General features: G+C 52.8%; 18 protein-coding genes. 10 read left to right on the top strand and 8 right to left on the bottom strand.

The window, feature by feature from the left end; genetic code table 11:
• Position 1 precedes the first annotated feature (1 nt).
• On the bottom strand, positions 2-424 hold the full coding sequence (locus PT275_RS03400) for a DUF948 domain-containing protein (RefSeq protein ID WP_277152332.1): 423 nt from the start codon (positions 422-424) through the stop codon (positions 2-4).
• 87 nt (positions 425-511) lie between these two features.
• A complete protein-coding gene (locus PT275_RS03405; RefSeq protein WP_277153645.1) occupies positions 512-1,186 on the bottom strand; it encodes a histidine phosphatase family protein in 675 nt (224 codons plus the stop codon).
• Between the two features lie 386 nt (positions 1,187-1,572).
• Here PT275_RS03405 and trpX point away from each other — a divergent pair, with 386 nt between their 5' ends.
• From trpX to PT275_RS03425, 4 genes are all read left to right on the top strand, one after another.
• Complete coding sequence (trpX, locus tag PT275_RS03410) at positions 1,573-2,661, top strand: tryptophan ABC transporter substrate-binding protein (protein ID WP_277152334.1); 1,089 nt, start codon at positions 1,573-1,575, stop codon at positions 2,659-2,661.
• A complete protein-coding gene (locus PT275_RS03415) occupies positions 2,658-3,581 on the top strand; it encodes an ABC transporter permease (RefSeq protein WP_277152336.1) in 924 nt (307 codons plus the stop codon). The genes trpX and PT275_RS03415 overlap by 4 nt, the downstream gene beginning before the upstream one ends.
• Entirely contained in the window at positions 3,578-4,438 is an 861-nt protein-coding gene (locus PT275_RS03420) for an ATP-binding cassette domain-containing protein (RefSeq protein WP_277152338.1), read from the top strand. The genes PT275_RS03415 and PT275_RS03420 overlap by 4 nt, the downstream gene beginning before the upstream one ends.
• 366 nt (positions 4,439-4,804) lie before the next feature.
• Positions 4,805-5,194, top strand: coding sequence for a phage holin family protein (locus PT275_RS03425; RefSeq protein WP_277152340.1), 390 nt, complete (start codon positions 4,805-4,807; stop codon positions 5,192-5,194).
• Positions 5,195-5,356: 162 nt separating this feature from the next.
• Here PT275_RS03425 and rpsD read toward each other — a convergent pair whose 3' ends face one another.
• Both rpsD and PT275_RS03435 read right to left on the bottom strand, forming a co-directional pair.
• Positions 5,357-5,983 (bottom strand): 30S ribosomal protein S4, encoded by a 627-nt coding sequence (gene rpsD / locus PT275_RS03430; RefSeq protein ID WP_277152342.1) that lies wholly within the window; start codon positions 5,981-5,983, stop codon positions 5,357-5,359.
• A 391-nt stretch (positions 5,984-6,374) separates the two neighbouring features.
• The gene (locus PT275_RS03435) at positions 6,375-9,149 is read right to left on the bottom strand and encodes a UvrD-helicase domain-containing protein (protein WP_277152345.1); all 2,775 of its coding nucleotides are present in this window, start codon (positions 9,147-9,149) and stop codon (positions 6,375-6,377) included.
• A 371-nt stretch (positions 9,150-9,520) separates the two neighbouring features.
• Between PT275_RS03435 and PT275_RS03440 the strand changes: the two genes are divergently transcribed.
• On the top strand, positions 9,521-10,099 hold the full coding sequence (locus PT275_RS03440) for a xanthine phosphoribosyltransferase (protein WP_277152347.1): 579 nt from the start codon (positions 9,521-9,523) through the stop codon (positions 10,097-10,099).
• A gap of 302 nt (positions 10,100-10,401) precedes the next feature.
• Entirely contained in the window at positions 10,402-11,961 is a 1,560-nt protein-coding gene (locus PT275_RS03445; protein WP_277152349.1) for a nucleobase:cation symporter-2 family protein, read from the top strand.
• A gap of 325 nt (positions 11,962-12,286) precedes the next feature.
• On the opposite strand, the gene PT275_RS03450 is transcribed toward PT275_RS03445, so the two are convergent.
• Positions 12,287-13,459 carry an ArgE/DapE family deacylase gene (locus PT275_RS03450; RefSeq protein WP_277152351.1) on the bottom strand — a complete coding sequence of 391 codons (1,173 nt, stop codon included), beginning with the start codon at positions 13,457-13,459 and terminating at the stop codon, positions 12,287-12,289.
• 190 nt (positions 13,460-13,649) lie between these two features.
• Here PT275_RS03450 and PT275_RS03455 point away from each other — a divergent pair, with 190 nt between their 5' ends.
• Positions 13,650-13,994: a hypothetical protein gene (locus tag PT275_RS03455; RefSeq protein ID WP_277152353.1), complete on the top strand. Its 345-nt coding sequence runs from the start codon at positions 13,650-13,652 to the stop codon at positions 13,992-13,994.
• Positions 13,995-14,153: 159 nt separating this feature from the next.
• Here PT275_RS03455 and PT275_RS03460 read toward each other — a convergent pair whose 3' ends face one another.
• Entirely contained in the window at positions 14,154-15,002 is an 849-nt protein-coding gene (locus tag PT275_RS03460; RefSeq protein WP_277152356.1) for an aldo/keto reductase, read from the bottom strand.
• Positions 15,003-15,262: 260 nt separating this feature from the next.
• On the opposite strand from PT275_RS03460, the gene PT275_RS03465 reads away from it, so the two are divergent.
• The 3 genes from PT275_RS03465 (at position 15,263) to PT275_RS03475 (ending at position 17,356) form a co-directional block, all read left to right on the top strand.
• The gene (locus tag PT275_RS03465) at positions 15,263-15,769 is read left to right on the top strand and encodes a hypothetical protein (protein WP_277152358.1); all 507 of its coding nucleotides are present in this window, start codon (positions 15,263-15,265) and stop codon (positions 15,767-15,769) included.
• A gap of 99 nt (positions 15,770-15,868) precedes the next feature.
• Positions 15,869-16,192: a hypothetical protein gene (locus PT275_RS03470; RefSeq protein ID WP_277152360.1), complete on the top strand. Its 324-nt coding sequence runs from the start codon at positions 15,869-15,871 to the stop codon at positions 16,190-16,192.
• A gap of 72 nt (positions 16,193-16,264) precedes the next feature.
• A complete protein-coding gene (locus tag PT275_RS03475; RefSeq protein WP_277152363.1) occupies positions 16,265-17,356 on the top strand; it encodes a hypothetical protein in 1,092 nt (363 codons plus the stop codon).
• Positions 17,357-17,464: 108 nt separating this feature from the next.
• Here PT275_RS03475 and PT275_RS03480 read toward each other — a convergent pair whose 3' ends face one another.
• Both PT275_RS03480 and PT275_RS03485 read right to left on the bottom strand, forming a co-directional pair.
• Positions 17,465-18,661, bottom strand: a complete 1,197-nt coding sequence (locus PT275_RS03480; RefSeq protein ID WP_277152364.1) for an MFS transporter — start codon at positions 18,659-18,661, stop codon at positions 17,465-17,467.
• A 51-nt stretch (positions 18,662-18,712) separates the two neighbouring features.
• Positions 18,713-20,446: a DUF262 domain-containing protein gene (locus tag PT275_RS03485; RefSeq protein WP_277152366.1), complete on the bottom strand. Its 1,734-nt coding sequence runs from the start codon at positions 20,444-20,446 to the stop codon at positions 18,713-18,715.
• Between the last annotated feature and the right edge of the window lie 199 nt (positions 20,447-20,645).

A 20,645-nucleotide genomic window follows, 5' to 3' on the forward strand; every position in this document is an offset into this window, starting at 1 on the left:
GTTACTCCTTGCCGCTTTTCGCCTTGTAGGCTGCAGCCTTGGGCTTTTCAGCAGCATTGGAAGCCGCACTTTTCTCATGCATGAAACTTTGTGCGGTTGATTTCAGCGCGTAGAAGGACGACGCCAATTTGATGACCGGTTTGCCCAAGAACGATCCGTAAAGATCGGTCAATGCGCCGATATTGCCGGCTGTGGTCGAAGCGGCCGAGGAAATCTTGTTGACATCCTCAAGCGACTTGTTGACCTGGCGGACGGTGGTCACGCCTTCGTCAAGCGCCGGGATGGCATGATCACCAGAATCCTTGACGGTCTGCGCAAGCTGGTCAAAGAGCTTGCCCAGCCTGATGAGCGGATAAATCAGGAACCCCGCCAGCACAGCGAATGCTATGGCGGCGATAAGCCCTGCGATGTCCCCAATACTCATGTAAGCCTCTTTCCGATACAGTCCCTTGACATTTCAGCCATAATAAAGTCCAAGGTTACCCAACGCCCGCGACGCTGAATCCCAGGTTCATTGATTGTAGGAAACGACGGTTACCGCCGTTTCGATTGGCTTGCTGGTGTCGAAATCGAGCGAGGTGACGCTGCCGTTCGCCGGACGTTCGGAAAGGTCATAACCTGGTCCGGCAAAGCGATGCATCAGGCTCAAAAGCGTATTACCGTGCGATATCTGCAGGATGTCATCACCATCTTTGAGCGCCGTGTTCGAGGCGATCAAAGCGAATCCACCCTCGATGCGTTTCCAGTATTCCTCATCACTTTCGGCGTCATGGAACGGATCGGCTTCTTTCAGGAAATCCCTCGTACCCTTTAGGCCGTATTGTTCGACGATCTGGTTGTAGGTTTTGGCACCATGTGGGGCTCCTGCGGCCCACCATGCCATGGCCATGTCCTGCCCTTCGAAATACCCGTAGAACTGTTCGCGAAAATGCATATCGGCAACAAGCTGCGGACGGGTGTGGCCAGCCCGCTCATTGACGTCGAGAATGCGTGCGGCGGTCTGCTCGGCACGGGTGGTGTCGGAGCAATAGGCCGCGGCGAAATCGAAACCTTCAAGCTTCGCGGCGGCTTTGTCGGCGTCGGCAAGCCCTGATTGGGTCAGCGGTGAATTCGACCAGCCCTGCAGACGGTTATAGCGATTGAAATAGGTCTGCCCGTGGCGGACCAGATGAAGATGCAACAACATGGCTCCATTATCGCACAGCGCCATGTCTCATATTATGAGTCACGATTTTGTCGTTTCCGGCGCGTCCATCTATGGTTAAGTTACATTTTCAAATGCAGAAGGAAAGGAGCAGTCGACATGATTTCGACATCGTGGCTCCCGTTGCATTTTCTTTGGCGTGGCTGGCGTAGCTGAATAAAAAATCAAGCAAACCAGAATTTAATATCGAACTTTCGCCAAGCGTTTATTAATAATTCGTATGGAATGATCATTGGTTTGCTGTCGTATTGTTTCGACCGCATCGTTTCCATATTGATACGTTCCATCAGCACGTCTGAGATGTTGTGCTGCTGATACCATTTCCACTTGGGCTGGGTTCGAAAGCCGGAAGAGCAACAGGAGAAGCAATGAGCAACGAAAACCACCAAACCTCGCACGGAAAGGCGCTGACCGCGACGATCATCGTCATCGCCCTCATCCTTGTGGGCGGATTTACCTATGAATTGGGTAGACGAGCCGGCATCAAGGAAGCGTCAGGCGGAAAAGCCACCAACCAATCGGTGCAATCGGCACCGAGCGCCAATGGCATGAAACGTGTCGGCATTCTTCAATATGTCAGCCATCCGGCATTGAACCAGATTCATAAAGGTGTGGTCGACGAGCTAAAAAAAGAGGGATTCGTCGATGGTAAGAACATTCAGATTCTTGATCAGAACGGACAGGCCGACCAGAGCAAGCTCGCGACTATGAGTGAGCAGCTGGTCAACAAGAAGTCCGACGTCCTGGTCGGCATCGCCACCCCGGCTGCACAGGCACTGGCCAATGCCACCGGCACCACCCCGATCGTGCTCGGCGCGGTCACCGATCCCGTCGCCGCAGGACTGGTGAAAGACATGAAGGCTCCTGGCAAGAACATCACCGGCGTCTCCGATCAGCCACCCGTCGCCGCCGAAATCAAGCTCGGCAGAGAACTGATGCCTCAGGCCAAGACGGTCGGTATGCTCTACTCCTCCACCGAAGACAATTCCAAGTCGCAAGTCGATACCGCCACCAAGGCAGCCGAAGCGCTCGGGCTGCAGGTCAAGAAATTCGCGGTGCCATCCAGCAATGAGATCGCCCAGACCGTGCAGGTGATGAGCGATCAGTGCGACTTCATCTATACCCCGCTTGACAACACCATCGCCAACGCCATGCCCACGGTGACGCAGGAGGCCAACAAGAAGAAGCGGCCGGTCATCAACTCGGTGGACACGATGGTCAAGCAGGGCGGGCTGGCCACCATCGGCGTCAACCAGTACCAGCTCGGGATCCAGACTGGAAAGATGGCGGCGAACATCCTCAAAGGCAAGAGCAAGCCGGCCACCACACCCGTCTATACCTTCACCACCGGCGACACCATCATCAACAAGGAACAGGCACAGCTGCTGGGCATCACCATTCCCGACGACCTGATGAAAAACGCCAAACTCGTCACCACAGAGGTGGGCAAGCAATGATCATCTCATCGATCGGCCAGGGCATGCTCTGGAGCATGCTCGGCCTCGGCATCTTCATGACCTACCGCATCCTGGGCTTCCCCGATATGACGACGGAAGGTTCGTTCCCGCTGGGAGGCGCGGTGTGCGTCGCGGCGATTACCGCGGGTGTCAACCCGTTCCTGGCCACCCTGCTCGGCGTCTTGGCTGGCATGTGTGCAGGACTGGTGACCGGCCTGCTCTATACGAAAGGCAAGATTCCCGTGGTGCTGGCCGGCATTCTCGTGATGTCAGCACTGAATTCCGTAATGCTTTTCGTGATGAAGTCGCCGAACCTTTCCCTGCTGAACCTGCCGAAGATCCAGGACGTCTTCATCCCACTGAACCTGCCGGAAAACTACGACACTGTTTTCATCGGTCTGCTGGCGGTAACCATCGTCATCGGGCTGATGTCGCTATTCTTCAATACCGAATTCGGCCAGGCCTACATCGCCACCGGCGACAACGAGTCCATGGCAAAATCGCTTGGCATTCACACTGAACGTATGACAAATGTAGGGCTCATGCTTTCCAATGGTCTGATTGCGCTTTCCGGCGCGCTCATCTCCCAACACGACGGCTACGCCGACGTGAGCAAGGGCGTGGGCACCATCGTCATCGGCCTCTCCTCCATCATCATCGGCGAGGTCCTTTTCGGCGAGCTTTCCTTCTTCCAGCGCATGCTCGCCACTGTGGTCGGCAGCATTATCTATCAGCTCCTGATTCTGCTGGTCATCCGGCTCGGCTTCGACACCACGTACCTGAAGTTCTTCTCGGCCGTCGTGCTCTCGCTGTGCATGCTCATCCCGCAGTTCAAGCGGGCGCTGCACCTGACTACAGGATTCGAGAAATACTTCAAGAAGAACGACGTGGTGGCAACCAGCGGAAAGGCGGAAGCATGAAAGACGAAACCATGACCAAGCCGAATGCAACCGACGCCATGTCAACTGCCAGCGAGGCTGAAGCTGAAGCTGAAAACGCTGCCAGCCCTAAAGATATCCGCCTTGCGGTCGAGCACTGCTCGGTGGTCGTCGACAATGGGATGGACGACACCAAGGAAATCCTAAGCGACGCGAACCTCGCGGTGAAACCCGCTGATTTTATTACCGTGCTCGGCGGCAATGGTGCAGGCAAAAGCACGCTGTTCAACGTCATCGCCGGTGGCATTCACCCCACCAAAGGACGCGTACTGCTCAATGGTGAGGACATTACTTCAACTTCACAGGAAACTCGCGCCAAGTACATCGCCCGCGTCTTCCAGGATCCGAAAATGGGTACCGCCCCACGTATGACAGTTGCGGAAAACCTGCTGCTGGCTACTCGTCGTGGGCAACCTAGACGCTTTAAAATGCGCGAAATGGCCTCTAACCATGACCGGTTCTACGAACTATGCAAAGGCATCGGCAACGGGCTTGAGGAACATCTGAACACCCCTGCCGGCAATCTTTCCGGTGGTCAACGTCAGGCGTTGAGCCTCATTATGGCGACCATCACCAAGCCCGACTTGCTACTGCTCGACGAGCATACGGCCGCGTTGGATCCTAAAACTTCCAAACAGCTCATGGCGATTACCGCCAGCACCATCACCGAGCAGCACTTGACCTGCCTGATGATCACGCACCGCCTCGATGACGCGCTGAAGTATGGCAACCGGCTTATCGTGCTGCAAAAAGGCCAGATCGTCCGCGATCTCAACGCCGAAGAGAAGCAGAAACTCAGCATGAGCGACCTGCTCGAGTTCTTCGAGGACGGATTCTAAAGACGCAGAACAGTCGCCATCGAAATCGACCTGTGGATAATCGTTCAGAACTTGGTAACGGTAACAAGTATACGAATGTCAATTCACAGGTCGATTTTTATCCGGTTCACTCTGCCATTTCACAACATCATCAATTTCGTAACATATACAGACCGGACGTTTGACCGCCTATTGATGCATCGTCAAGCGGCATGTGACTTCACTGCCGAGAAAGAAAACCCTACGGAACACTTACTGCCATAAAGTGTAACAGCCAATAAAAAGCCCACTTTCTGACGTTAACTCCGGTTCAACCATTGGCGAAGCACTTGAAAATGTTCTGAAAACAGCGGTCTATAATCGTTTCTTCTTTGCCATACTGGTTTCATGACACGATTTTTCACCCGCTGGATCATCCTGACCATCGCGGCCGCCGCCATGGTGTTGCTCATCCCCAGCATGCAGCCCATCGGCACTCCCCCGATTCTCGGCATCGCCGTATTCGCGCTGTTTCTGGCGCTGGTCAACGCCGTCGTCAAGCCTGTTTTGAACTGGGTGACACAGATTTTGGCGTTGCCGTTTTCAATCATGACATTAGGCGTTATTTCGATCATTCTGCTCTTGGTCGTCAACTGGCTGTGCATGCGGCTTGCCTCGTGGCTCGCAGTATCGCTTTTCGGCGTAGGCGTTTACATTTCTGGTTTCTTCGCATCCATCATCGGCACCATCATCATGTCGATCGTCTCCGCCATTGTCGACGCCGTCATCGGCGAGTGACTTACCGAGAAACTCGAAAACCTAATCCGGAAAATCCTACGGTTTGAATCTTTCCAAAGAGTAATCCAATCTGATAATCCAACCCAACAACGCCAAGGGCCCTGTGAGCTTGAAACTCACAGGGCCCTTGCGGTATGTCCTAAAAGGAATGGGATTCAGAAATCAGCGAGCGTAGAACTCGACGACATACTGAATGTTGACCTCGACCGGAATCTCTTTGGTTTCCGGCTTACGGGTGAGAGTCGCCTTGAGCGAAGGCAGGTTGACGTCCAGGTATCCGGGGACGGCGGGCAGCACATCGCGGTGCACGCCCTCAGCGGCGATCTGGAAGGGAACCATGGTCTGGCTCTTCGGCTTGACCTGAATGGTCTGGCCGGGCTTGACGCGGTAGGACGGACGGTCCACCACGTTGCCGTCGACCATGATGTGACGGTGCACGACATACTGGCGTGCCTGGGCGGTCGTGCGGGCGAAGCCTGCGCGAAGCACCAGGGCGTCGAGACGGGTCTCGAGATCGACGAGCATTGCATCGCCGGTCTGGCCCTTGGTGTGGGTGCCCTTTTCATAAGCTGCACGAAGCTGCTTCTCGGAGACGCCGTACTGGGCGCGCAGACGCTGCTTCTCGCGCAGACGAACCGCATAATCGGATTCGGTGCGGCGACGCGTGCGGCCATGCTCACCAGGAGCGTACGGACGCTTCTCGAAGATGCGCTGAGCCTTGGGAGTCAGTGCGATGCCGAGGGCACGCGAAAGGCGCACCTGACGGCGAGAACGCTGAATGTTGGTCATTGCATTGTTCCTTTGTATTCTGTCGTTATCTGAACGGAACGCGGAATCTTGAAGAAACCGCGCTGAGCCGGGCCTCTCCAGTGCTTCATGGCGCCAAACGCCAACGATGTCCATCACTTACGCGAGGAACCGCCGACCCACTGATGGGCTAAGACTCCAGATAATGCCCGCCTTATGGCAGGCACAAAATGCCATTTTACTCTCAGGCTGTGGACGAGGCTCGCATTTTTCCAGACCTTTGAAAAAATGCGAGTCGGAATCAAACATTCACCGGCAGCTGAATTACCATAACTGTTGAAATATCAGCGTTTCATGAGCATTCGGCAAATTTGACAATGTTCATTTGGCTCACATTTTTATTCTTGCTCAAAAAATGTGAGCCTCGCGTTATCTACAGCTTCTCAATCGGGGCAACGCGGAGCATCAGACGTTTGACTCCGTCGGAACCGAAATCGACGGTGATGATCGAGTTGCGGCCCTTGTCCTGGGTGTCGACGACCGTGCCCAAGCCGTACTGGTCGTGGGTGATCTTGTCGCCGATTTTGAAATCGGAGATGTCGAGCTTATTGTCTTTTTTGAGAGATGACGCCGGAACCGCGCGCGAGGCGGATTTCGGAGAAGTGTGGCGCGTCGTCACTTTCCCGCCGCGGGTAGAACCGGAACCATAGGATGACGAACCATAGCCAGAACGCGAGCCGTATGAGGAACCGCCAGAAGAATGGGAACCGTAACCTGAACGGGAAGAAGAACCGCGGTAGCCGGAGCCGGAACCATATAAGGAGCGGGAACCTGAACGCGAACTTTGAGCAGAACCGGAACGGGAACCGTACGAAGAACCCGAATGAGATCTGTACGACGAACCTGAGCCATACGAACCGGATCGCGAGCCATGCGAAGAACCATAACCCGAACGTCCGGAGCCATATCCGGAACCGTGTGAACCGCCATACGAAGATGATGAACCGGAACCACCGAAGGTGGAACCGGATGAGAAGCCGTCGTCATCTTCCCAACCGCCGAACTCATCGTCGAAATCGCTGTCACCTCCGTCCGAGCTCCAACCGGAATGCATACGCTCTACGCCGGCCTCGCGCCGCTTCCAGTCGATGAGGTTGTCGGGAATCTCGTCAAGGAACTGGCTGGGCAGCATGTCGGCGGTCTGGCCCCACTGCGAGCGCACCGCCGCGCGGGTGACATAAAGGCGCTGCTTGGCGCGTGTAATACCAACGTAAGCCAAACGCCGTTCCTCGGAAAGTTCCTGCTCGTCCTCAAGCGAGCGCGAGTGCGGGAACGTGCCCTGCTCCATACCGGTAAGGAAAACGACCGGATATTCAAGGCCCTTGGCCGTATGCAGGGTCATCAGTGTGACCTTGCCTGTGTCTTCCCCCTCGCTGGGCAATTGGTCGGAATCCGCGACCAACGCCGTGGTCTCGAGGAATCCGGCAAGGGTGGCATCCGGCGTTTTCTGCTCGAATTCGGCGGCCACGGACTGCAACTGCGAAAGGTTCTCGACACGCGACTCGTCCTGCGGGTCAGTGGAACGCTGCAATTCCTCAAGCAGTTTGGATTGGCTGAGCACTTCCGCCACGATCTCGGAAGGCTTGGAATCATGGTCGGCAGCGAATTGCATCAGTCCGCGCATCAGGTCACGGAATTCGGCAAGCTTCGTGCGGGTGCGTGTCGGAAGGTCGGGAATTTCGTCCATGTGCTCGATGCCGCCCCAGAACGGCACGTTGTGTGTATCGGCATAGTCGGCGACCAGAGCCTCAGCCCGTGCTCCAAGCCCGCGTTTCGGCGTGTTCATGATCCGGCGCATGTTGACGCTGTCGGCCGGGTTGGTGATGGCTTGCAGGTAGGCGATGGCGTCCTTGACCTCACGGCGTTCGTAGAACTTCGTGCCGCCGACCAGCTGGTAGGGAATGCCCGCGTTGATCAGCGCTTCCTCAAGCGCCCGCGACTGCGCGTTGGCGCGGTACATGATGGCCATGTCGGCATAGCGGTACCCGTTTTCACTCTTGAGGTTGGCGATCTCGTTGGCGATCCAAGCGCCTTCCTGCTGGGCGTTGTCGGCGGCGTAACCGACGATCGGCTCCCCCTTGCCAAGCGAGGTCCAGAGCTTCTTGGGTTTGCGTCCGGTGTTCTTGGAAATGACGGCATTGGCTGCGTCGAGGATGGTCTGGGTGGAACGGTAGTTCTGTTCCAGCATGATGGTCAGTGCCCCCGGGAAGTCCTTCTCAAAGTCCTGAATGTTGCTGATGTCCGCCCCGCGGAAGGCATAAATGGACTGGTCGGAATCACCGACCACCGTCACCCAAGCCGGCCCTTCGCGTCCGGCTGTCGGCTGGTTCGGGGCAGGCACGGCCTTCTTGTCGTCAACGCCGGAAAGCTCACGTACCAGCTCATATTGGGCGTGGTTGGTGTCCTGGTATTCGTCGACCAGAATGTAACGGAACTTGTGGTGATAGTAATCTGTGACTTCGGGATGGTCGTGCAAAAGCTCGACGGTACGCACAATCAGGTCATCGAAATCGACGGCGTTCGCGGCGGCAAGCCGGTGCTGGTACTCGGCGTACACAACAGCGTAGAGCGCTTCCGTATTGTCGTAACGGCCTATCTGATAGCCCTGTTGGCCGGGTGTGTAGTCCGGCGCGTAGGTCTTGAGCAGTTCCTGCCAACCGACGAGTTTGTTTTTATAGTCGGAAATCTGGCCCAGGATGGCGCGGGGCGTATAGCGTTTCAGATCGATGTTGAGGCTGGTGCCGATGAGCTTGATAAGCCGCTGGCTGTCGGCGGTGTCGTAGATGGAGAAGCCTGAATTGAGGCCGATGGCCTTGCCGTCACGCCGCAAAATGCGCACGCACGCGGAATGGAAGGTCGAAATCCACATGCGTTGCGCGACCGGACCGATCAGCGTCTCCAGACGTTCCCGCATTTCTGCTGCGGCCTTGTTGGTGAAGGTGATAGCAAGAATCTGGCTGGGGTAGGCACCGAAGTGCGAAAGAATCCATGCCACGCGGCGGGTCAGCACACGGGTCTTGCCCGATCCGGCGCCCGCGCCGATCAGCAGCGCCGGGCCGCGATACTGCACCGCCTTGGCCTGTTGCCCGTTGAGGTCGCCGAGAAGTTCCTCGGCGCTTCGTGCAATGAAATCCGGATCCTGTGCCACACCTGTTCCCTTCGAAAAAGCCGCCTGCGAGCGCCTTAGTTTCACTTTTGCGCGCCCACTATAGGTCTTCATTTTTACCACACCCAGTTGTCATCAAATCGCCCACCCTGAACGGAATCCGGCATCAATCGGCCGCAAATCGGACATTGGTGATTTCGGAATATTCACGTTTTGAGTAGCCTATGAGAGCTTATGGGCAGCATCTTTATATCTCTAATGAAATTATTTAAAAGCAACGAATATAAATAGAATATATTACTGACCACAAGTCTGTCTTATGTTCGTCACCTCCCGTGATTATGCTCGTAGACCATATATACGCGTTGCAAGAGGCATCGCCGAGAACTAACCGACGGAAATGAGAGGATGACATGAAGGAACTTGAAGACAGGATTCGTCGGGATGGAACCGTAAAGCCGGGCGACGTGCTCAAGGTCGATGCCTTCCTCAACCACCAGTGCGACGTGACGCTGTTCGACCATATGGGAGCCGAATGGGCGCGCATCTTCGCTGGCAAGAAAATCGACAAGATTTTGACCATCGAGGCCAGTGGTATCGGCATTGCCTGCATCGCGGCGCAGCATTTCGGCAATGTCCCCGTGGTTTTCGCCAAGAAATCGCAATCCATCAACCTTGACGGCGACCAGTATGCCGCCAAAGTCTATTCCTACACCAAGCAAAAGGAATTCCCCGTCATCGTTTCCAAGCGCTTCCTCACCAAAGGAGAACATGTCCTCCTGATCGATGATTTCCTCGCCAATGGCAAGGCCATGCACGGCCTCATCGACATCTGCAACGAGGCTGGTGTGGTCATTGAAGGCATTGGCATCGCCATCGAAAAAGGTTTCCAGCGTGGTGGCAAGGAACTGCGTGGGGCCGGCTATGATGTCGCTTCACTTGCGATTGTCAAAGCGATGGACGGCGAAAGCGGCACCATCGAATTCGACTGAGTTTCCATATTTATTATTCATTCAACTCACTGCGGCCTGCCTGAAAGATATTGTATCCGGCGGCCGCTTTTTTATTATCGATTTGGATGTCTACGTTACGTTCCGGCGCTTATTTATATTTCAGCGCTTATTGCTGGATTCACTGATTCCAAAACGGTATGCGGCCGAACAAATCCTAACAGTTTCATATCGGAACAAACCGCGTCACCTTAGAGAAACACCCTGAACCCCGTCTGCCCACTGCCGGGCGTACAATTTTCAGCTGTCAGCACTATCTCAATTTCACCAGGAAAAGAGACCCTTTGAGCACTGATCAGCACGACATCCAGAACGATGCCAAATCTTCGAATATCAATCCATCACATGATGAACATATGGCTGCCGACAGACCTGCACCGGCTTCATCGAATCCGCAGGCGACTTCATCGAGCAATCACGATTCAGGATTCGCCTCTCATCTGCCTTGGCGAAAACACAGCAGCGGTGACTCTTCCGATAGTTCCAAACAGCCGAAACCCAGTACCGAAGAGGCTCTGACCAATCTTGACGGGCAGATTTCCTTCTGGCGCGGCATCCCCTTCGGTTTGCAGCACGTCATGGCGATGTTCGTCGCCAACCTCGCCCCAATCTTCCTGGTGACGGCCGCCGCGCATCTGACGCCCGCGCAATCGGCAATGATCATTCAGAACGGCCTTCTGGTGGCTGGCCTCGGCACTTGCCTGCAACTCTACCCGCTGTGGCGTGTCGGCAGCCGTCTGCCCATGGTCACCGGCATCTCCTTCACCTACGTCGCCGCGGCCACCGCCATCGTCGGCAAACAGGGCTACGGTGCGCTTGTCGGAGCCGTTATCGTCGGTGGCCTGCTTGAGTTGATACTTGGCTTGACCGCACAATTCTGGAAGAAATACGTGCCGCCGATCGTCTCCGCCATCGTCGTGACTTCGATTGGTTTTTCATTGCTTTCCACCGGTGCCTCATCGTTCGGCGGCGGCGCGGGAGCCAAGGACTTCGGCAGCTGGCAGAATCTTACGCTCGGTCTCATCTCGCTGGTCGCCTGCCTTGCCTTCCAGCTGTTGATGAAGGGTACCGTCAAGCAGCTTTCGATTCTCTTCGGTCTGGTCGTGGGCTATATCGTCGCCATTTTCTTCGGCAAGGTCGATTTCTCCGGCTTCCAGCACCTGCAGGTGGTAAGCATCCCGCATTTCATGCCGTTCGCGCCGACCTTCGACATCGGTTCCATCATTTCCTTCGCCCTGCTCTATGTCGTCTCTTCCGTTGAGGTTCTGGGTGACACCGCCGCACTTTCCCAAGTAGGTCTGAATCGTCTGCCTACCGACAGAGAGACTTCGGGGGCCATCGCCGGCGACGGTCTTATCTCCACCATCTCCGGTTTGTTTGGCTGCCTGCCGCTAACCTCGTTCGCCCAGAACATCGGACTGGTGGCGGTCACCAAGGTCGTCAACCGCAAGGTCATACTTTCCGGCGGGCTCATTCTGATTCTCGCCAGTTTCGTACCGGCTGTCGCACAGCTCTTCAACTCCATGCCGCAGGCCGTGCTCGGCGGCTGCACCATCATGATGTTCGGCAACATCATCCTCTCCGGCTTCCAGATGATCGCGGAGGCGGGCTTCAGCCAGCGCAACACCACCATCGCGGCGCTTTCGCTTACGATCGGCATCGGTTTCACGCAGGTCGGCGGCATTTTCGCCCAGTTCCCGCAACTCTTCCAGTCGATCTTCGCCACCAACTGCATCGCCGTCTCGTTCGTGGTCGCGGTCATTTTGAACGCCGTGCTCCCCAGCGAGGAACATTTCCTGGTCAACACGCATGCCGGTTCCGAAGACAAGAACACATCCGAATGAACGATGCGTCTTATTCAGCAGCAACAACAAATCTGACTGCTGAATAAGACCTTAATTGCCGACATAATTGCGTATTTGCGTCTTTTCCAGCATTAACCACGGTATATCTGCTGGAAAAGACGTAAATAGAACGTTTAAATGCGCTTTTTCCAGCAGATATGCACCTGTTAGTGCTGGAAAAAGCGCATTTTTATTCAATGAGGACAAGCGAGACTCGAAAAATAAGACCGGCGGCCTTACGCATTACGTAAAACTACCGGTCTTATCCATGTATTGCACCACTTATGCCTGTAAAACATTAAACTTTGGCGGGCATGCAATCACCTCACTTTTTGATGCCCATGTACTCGTCGATGATGTCCTTATAGATGCCGATGAAATCGAAGTACATCGCTTTCGGCAGGCTTTCGTTGACACAGTGCATGGTGTTGTTGCCCGGTCCGAACATCACGTAGGCCGTGTCCTTGGGGCTCTGAAGCAGCAGCACGCTGCCGTCGGTACCGCCGGAGACGCCGAACATCGGAATCTCGGCCGGTTTGCCCTGCGCCTGTAGGTGACGCTCCCCCACGGACTTGACGATGTCGACGAGCCTTGCATCTTTGGGTCCGATCACCGGGATGATATCCATGCCCACGGTGTAAGAAACGATGGCCTTGTGGCTCTTGTTGAACTTGTCCACTTCCTCGTCCAAGATTGCCAGGATCTCCTTGTTGCGCAACTCGGGGATGATGCGGATATTAATCTCGGCACTGGCGGATTCGGGGATGGCGTTGACCTGCTGGCCGCCACGGATGACGTCGATGTTATAGACGGTGTCGCCGAGATCGGCGTTGCTCTTGCCAGCCGCCGCGGCCTTGATGCGCTTGGAGATGATATCAAGGAACTCAAGCAGATTCTCCACCGCGTTGATGCCGAGCGCCGGAGTCGAGCTGTGTGCGGCCTTGCCCTTCATATTGATGTTGAGATTGAGTTCGCCCTTGGTGGCGTAAACGATGTTGTATCCGGAAGGCTCGCCGACGAGTAGCGCCTCGACCCCTTTCATATACCCCTGCTTTTCAAGCGCAGCGGCACCCGGCATACCGACTTCTTCGCCTGCAGTCACCAGGAAACGCACGGTGCCGTGCATCTGATCTTCATGCTTCTTCAAGTCGAGCATGGCAAAGACCATGGCGGCAAGCCCAGCCTTCATATCGGTCACGCCTCGTCCGTAGATCAGATCGCCGTCTTCGGTGACCTTGAACGGGTCCGTCTTCCATCCTTCCTGCTGGGCCGAGACGGTATCCATATGGCCAGTGATACCCAGCACTGGCTCGCCGTGGCCAAGTTCGGCGACCAGATTGGCGCGGGTCGGATCCTCTTCCAGCGGCAGAACCTTGCAGGGTACACCGGCACGATCGAAGATGGCTTTGATCTCATCGGCGACTATCTTCTCATTGCCGTTCTCGGTGTGCATCCCGACGAACTTGCGCAGCAGGTCCATGGCTTCGTTTTCATTCATAGTGTTTCCTTTCGAGACAGCGGGCTGTTCCGACTTCATTAAATCACGTTTTCCGTCCGCTCATATTTCGGAAAAGAAAACATGGTTCCGCATCGAAACAGTGATGGGATTCGTTTTGCATCCGGCGTTTCCTCAAGGTGTACACTTCATGAGTTGCTGTTTGACTAAAAAGAAAAGTTGGTGATCATTTATGGAAATCGGTTCAGTTGCCGATTGGGCCACTGCCGTCGCCGAGACCGCAGCGGTTATCGTCGCATTGTTTTTGCCCTATATCGACAGGCGTAAAAAAGACAGGAAAGATTCACGTAACATCAAACTCATGCTGCGAGGACTTGTCACACGAGCACTTCAAGACGACAATCCCAATTCCCTTGAATCGTTTTTGAACGTTGCCGCCTTCACCGATGCAGGCGAACGTGACAAAGAGACCCTTGCCACCGCTCGTCAGATTCTCGAACTGTTCAACATTGACAATACTGATATCGAACAGCGAAACAACGAAATCCGGGCGTTGCTTGAAACCATTCATCCTTAAATTTCTCACGAAAAGAGCAATAAATGGCTGAAATCGGCCGATAACACCATCGCCGATAGCTGAAATTCCATTCAACACAGCCGTGATTCCGACAATCAAAATCAGGATCACGGCTGTGTTTTAGCATAATTTCCCCGAACCACCCATATTGAAAGGAACTCAGCGCTGGCTGGGATTGTGGTTGTCGGGATCCGGATCGGCGAAGGCTTTCAGCGTCGTCATATCAGCGTCGCTGATGGTGAAATCAACCTGCGCATTGGCTTCGATATGTTCATGATGTGTCGCCTTGGGCAATGGCAGCACTCCGTTTTGCAGGCAGAAGCGAATCGCCAGCTGAGCGGTGGAGACCTCATACTTCTCCGCCATCGTCTTAAGTTCCGGCGAACCGAGCAGCCCACCGGTGGCAAGCGGCGAATACGCCTCAATGAGCAGACCGTGGGATTGCGCGAACGTCCGGTTTCTGGGTTCGGTAGCACCAACGTAATACTGAATCTGATTGACCGCAGGTGTCACTTCCGCGTGATCGAGGATGTTCCTAAGATCATGGTCATCGAAATTCGATACACCGATGGCACGCACACGGCCGGAACGGTAGATTCTCTCCATTTCATTCCAAACAGACAGGTTCTCGTCATCCATACGCATCGTCCCGGCGTGACTCCACGGCCATGGGGCATGAATCAGGTAAAGGTCAAGCGTGTCAAGCCCCAGATTTTCCATAGTCTCTTCAAAACGAGGGAACACGGCGTCAGCCTTTTTCACGTCGGCCGGCAGCTTCGAGGTCACGAAAATCTCGTCGCGTTCAATACCAGATTCACGGATGGCACGTCCGACGCTGCGTTCGTTGCCATAGACATAGGCGGTATCGATATGGCGATAGCCAACATCCAACGCCATCCGTACAGAATCGTAAGCCACCTCGCCGTCGGGAATCTGCCAGGTGCCGAATCCGATCTTAGGAATCTTCACACCGTTGTTGAGCGTATAGGTATCGGTAAGAATCGTCATTGCTTCAGCCTTTCATATACGATAATCAGCAATTCCATGGTATCGTGACAGGTCTCCATCAACGTGCCAATATTCTTTGCAAAAGCAGGACGATCATCAGAATAATCAGCATTCTTACCACGCACAATAAAACGTGTTCCTTCGACTTTTCGACGGAAGCAATAACGTTTTGCGGCTTTTGTGGATCGACTTTCGACCGCCGGCCGGCGACAAAGCATACCGCAAAAGACATATAACGACTCGTAGCTATTATTAAAAGAATGGAACTCCAAGTAAGGCTTGCCGATGACACGGCGAAAATGCTCAAAATGCTCAAAGAAAAATATGAGAAGGAAAACGGCATCAAATTCTCAAAGGGCGAGGTGTTGTCGAAAGCGATCAACGACACCTATGGCTCTTGGTCCAAAACGGATTGGAAAACCATTGCACAGGCCAAGGTTCCTCTTCCTCAGAAAAATCCTACACAGAGCGAAAAACGCCCCAAATTTCAGGTTTCGAATACCGTCAAATCGAAAATCGACGAGCTTGAAGAAGGAATCAGAAAAAACGTTGATGCCTCATATGTGACCACAGGGGCCGCCATCAAGTTCGTTCTCAAACTGGCGATCCTTCAAGCCCAAAAGGACAACGACGTTTCAGTTGGGTCAATAATCGACAACACCCTGGCAAATACACTGAAAAAAACAACGGACCGTGAAACCAAGAAAGCCCTTGAGAAATTCGCCGATGAAGTGAAAACAAGGTTAAAAATTGCTGATTTACTATAACCTGAATGATAGGAGAATTGCTGGCTCATAAAAATTGACATCAATGCTCCCCTATGTTAATCTCTTCAATTGTCAGAAGTCAATGAAAGAGGTTAGCAAATGTCAGTCAATATCATCGGTCTCAACGAAATCCAGGATTCTCGATATGCAACGAAGCTGCAAAGCACATTAGGAAACTACCTGGGCTCCTACCTTCTCAACGACAACCATAAGGTGGAAGACCGGGTCGAAGATCAGACCGTGAATCTGCTTAAAGAATGCAACGGTTTCCTTGCCGAAAACCACCTGCCCAAGCTCTGCGAGATCTATGACGTCTTCGGTTTGGAACAGGACGCGTTCATCATCTACCAAGGCGTCGTGAATCACTTGATCGAAAAGCAGCAGGACCAACGCTTCGAAATCACCGTCAGGGAAGTAAAGTAGTTTCTTCAAAAACCGAATAAAAAGAGCCTGGCCTTTAGGTCAACCGCCAGGCTCCTGACAAAGGAGTCCGATGTGGATAACAGCAAAACATGGGTGCGCAAATGGTTGGAATACTGCGAAGAGGAGAGTATCAAACCTTGGAATTTCGATTTCAAACGGTGCTATACCAGTGAAGATATTTCCAGTTTGCAATTGGAGCTCAAGTACAAATACACAAAATCTTTAGACACTGTCGACGCCAATAACGAAGATTTCCGTTTACGCGTAGATAAAAACGGCAACAGTAGAAACAAGCAGCCAATATATGACGCAATCTACAAAAAAAGAGATTGCGACAAGCGAGCTTCCTATATTTACCAGGTTTTAAGATGGCAATCTGACGCAGAAGACCAAATTCGTGGCGATACCATGAACTCCTTCACCACAACGTTTACCCAACTATTGGCAGCCAAAAAGAAAGGTTCTTTCGGCAGAGAAAATGAAAGCGCATGGGAAGCTATATATAAAGCCAAAAATACGCAAATGCCGAAGTTAATAATCATTCTAAAAGAATGGGCAGGTACCAGAGATTGCGAAAAGACACTAGGGAATTTTCTTCAAGACGCACATAATATCGAGGAAAAATCAACAGACAACCTCGTTGGCGAAATCAGTACATTTGCCAGTTTGACTCATTCCATCGGCAATTTCACTGTTCTGCCGTCATGGATGAATACAGGGCGCGGAAGCTATGTCAGCACAACGAAAGATTATTGGGATATTACACTAATGGACGTATACGACTTTCTCACGCAGCTCACCCATGGATCAGCTGTATGCGATGAAATCATCAAAAAATACTATCTGCAACCGTACTTTAAAAGTGATGGAAAAGTAGCAGAACTTTGGAAGGGACACTGCGCCAATAACGTTTTTCCTAAGAATCTTCGAGACTTTCAGCAGTTCTATCACAATGCCAACATTCTGATTGAAGAACGCGGCAAATGGATGACCAAAATCCTTTGCGAAAAAGTGGGCAAGACCGATTTAGACTTCTATCAGAAAGATCTGGCAGTTATAAAGAACCTGAAAGATGAAAATGATAAAAATGAGAACGATAAGAGGGAAAAAGGGCACCCTAAATACTTCGATGAGCTTCCAACCGAAAGGGAAACGTCCAATTAATAGCAATAAAGATTAAGAATTGTTGCTCGACAAAGCAACCGGCTGATTTCAACATCAAGGAATATCAATTCGGTTCTGAAGATTTTGAATCTGGCAGGGTGCTACTCTCTAAAGATTTTCGTAGATGTTGCGATGGCGGATGATGACCAGGCCGGCGGTGAACATCACGAAGATGACGACGAGGACAAGCACGACGATGGGCGTCCACGTGTGGAGCAGACCGTTCAGAGCCCCTAGGGCAACCGGGCCGATAGCAGCGAAGAGATAGCCGCCTGATTGCGCCATTCCAGACAAACGGGCGGTGTCAGCAGCCGAAGTCGTGCGCTTCTGGAAGAAGACGATGCAGATGCTGAATGACGCGGCCGTCGCCAGGCCCATGCATACCGCCGAAATCACGTTAATCGGCAGATTCGCGCCGGGAACGAGGATTCCCAGTATCCCCAGTGCAAAGCCTCCCCCGGCGATGCCGTTGACTATCGCCAACCCGTGCTTACGTTCAGCGATCAGCGGCACTGTCATCGTTAGTGGCATGCCGCTCAACTGGAACAGCGTGGCGAGATTGCCGGCGACCATGGCACTGAAGCCAGCTGCCTGCCATATCGACGGCAGCCATGTCAGAAGCGAATAATACAACATTGATTGCATACCGAAATAAGCAAGAATCACCCAAGCCAGCGGCGAGCGCCACGGCGTCCTGTCCACAAGCGGACGGGCATCCGCCTTCGTCTCGACCGCAGGTTTGCGGGAAGGGCCGGAAAGCCAAATAACCAACCAGGCAACGAGTGCGATTGGCCCCAGCAGGGCAAACAATCCCATGCTGCCTTTGATGCCGATATGAGCAGCGATGATGCCGGAGGTGGCGGTGCCCAACGAGGCGACCAGCACCTGCGCGGTGGTATACAGCGTGGTTTTCCCGGCAATGCTTTTGGGGAAACGTTCCTTGATGACCGCAGGCAGAAGCACATTCCCGCCGGCGATGCCGATTCCAAGCGCCGCGGTGCCGATAAACAACGCCCAGACCGAAGGAATGATACGCAGGTAGCTGCCAAGACTCAATATGACAAGTGCCATCACCAGCACCTTTTCGCTGCCATGCCGCGCTCCGAACCTGCCCATCAGTGGTGAGGCAAGCGCGAATGCGAGAAGCGGAATGGTGGTCAGGAGTCCGGCAAGGGATGTCGGCAGGCCGATTTCCGCTTTGAGATTCGGCAGAAGCGGCGGCATCATCGTAATCGGCATCCGCAGGTTCGCGCCGGCCAACACCAGCCCAAGCACCACCAACCAGGTGCGTTTACGCTTGCTCACCACTGCCCTTTCTTTCTACGCTTATCAAGCTCGAATATATGAATCAGACAACTATTCCTTTATCAAGCCATTATCGCCAAGATAATTTACGAAAGAATCAATAATTTTGGACGTCCTGGTCGTGATGTCGTCTTCAGTAAAATCATCCTTCTGCGCGGCAAAGTCTTGCAGTTCATGGATATTGGTGCCCGCATGTGGCCTGTTATGCGCATCGGTAAAACCAGTATAGTATTTCCGCTTGTCTGCAAAACGGTAATCGGATGCCCTGATATTGATTCTCTTCTCCAAAAGCGCCTTATTGCCCAAAGAATCAAGATTGGCCTGATCGGCCAAAGGCGTCAGCTCATTACGTTTTTTCGCATAGATATGTTCTATTTCCAATTTAGTATCCATCGACAGCAGTGATTGCTGGGGATCGCTATACGCCCACCACGTAAGCATTGATTTTGTTATCGGCCTTCCATTGGTAAACACATACGCATGGAAACGATTGGTGATCTCATCTCGAGTAAATTGATAATTTGAGAATGTCACCGGACTGTGATTGACGATATTGATCATTTCCGGATAGACCGGCGAACGCAAGGCATTGACGCCTGGACGCTCGATCGAATACGCATAGATGAAGGCAATGATTACATTAAGGAAATTATATAAAGACTCCTCATCAAGTTCATTGTTTTCATCCCTGTTGGCAAGGAACCAAACGCTCAAAAGATAGGTCCACATGCCATTCGGCGCATATGACAACACGAACAAACACCGCAAGACACGGTCCGAAAAACCGTCTTGGGTGTCCACTTGTTGCCAGAATCCAAGCAGCGCCTCAAGATCGCTGAGCGTTTCGTCGCTTTTGAGCATGGCATAGGAATCCCGGCTAAAGAAATCCCTTAAGCTCTGTGTGGTGGTATCCCTTATTCCCATTTTTGCACGCCTGAAATACATATACCGCGTAAATAATTCATCCATCGGGGTACCGCGCAAAGGAGTAAAAACGGAACTCGCCCCATCTTCGAGCACCTTCCAACGCTGTACAAACGAGTCCTTCATCCCTTCTGAAGAGAAATACTTATAGAACTGGCTTTTAAAAATATCCGCATCGGATAGAGGGAGACCACGATCATTAAGTGTCGAAAAAATGCGTAGTGCGGTGTCTTGAGACTCCGCTTCTATGGGAAGCAAAATTACATTACGAATAATTCGAGTGGCGAAAATAGCCAGATACGTCGGAGCCGAATTGACCAGCTGACTTATCCTCTCCTGGAAATAGGAAAAGTTTTTAGCATAGTTGCTCGTCCAGCCAAGTTCGACCATGCCGGTTCTCAGAATTTGCAGGAACTCGTTTTTATCGTTGTCGGAGGCAACTTCGGAATCTATTTTCAGTCTCGTCATATCCGGTTCGTCGAACTCATTGGTCTTCCAAACGCAGCAGGCGATGTCACTGTGCATCTTCGTTGAAGGTTTGTCCTTCATATTCGCGAATTTATCGTAAAAAGCGCGAAGCAAAAGCATTATGGTTGTCAGCCGCTGTTGGCCATCTATGATTTCCAGTTGATTGTTTTGGTTCTTGAAAGTGACAATAGGTCCGAGAAAATACTCATCATTTGCATCAAATTGATCACAGTCATCATTGGGGAACGCAAAAGCGAAAAGGTCATCCCATAATGTCGCGCACTCATCTTCTCCCCAAGCGTATGGGCGCTGATAATCAGGAATAAGAAAATCTGTTCTCTTATTGGTCAACAACTCACGAATTGATTTCTGGTCGATATTCAACTTTGACATATCTATTACCCGCTTCACTTTCTACGTGATCAGTCCGAAGTTCCTTGCACGACCCAAGAACAGCTAAGATTCTGAGGCCCAGATGAAATTCACAGGATACAATCCGACAATACTCGCAGCTTATGTCAACAATGCAAAAATTGAGCTTTAGAGACGGGAAACAAGCCTGTACCCACTTCTCTAAAGCTCAAAACCAGAT

The organism is Bifidobacterium sp. ESL0745, assembly GCF_029433335.1.
In the GTDB taxonomy this organism is placed as follows: domain Bacteria; phylum Actinomycetota; class Actinomycetes; order Actinomycetales; family Bifidobacteriaceae; genus Bifidobacterium.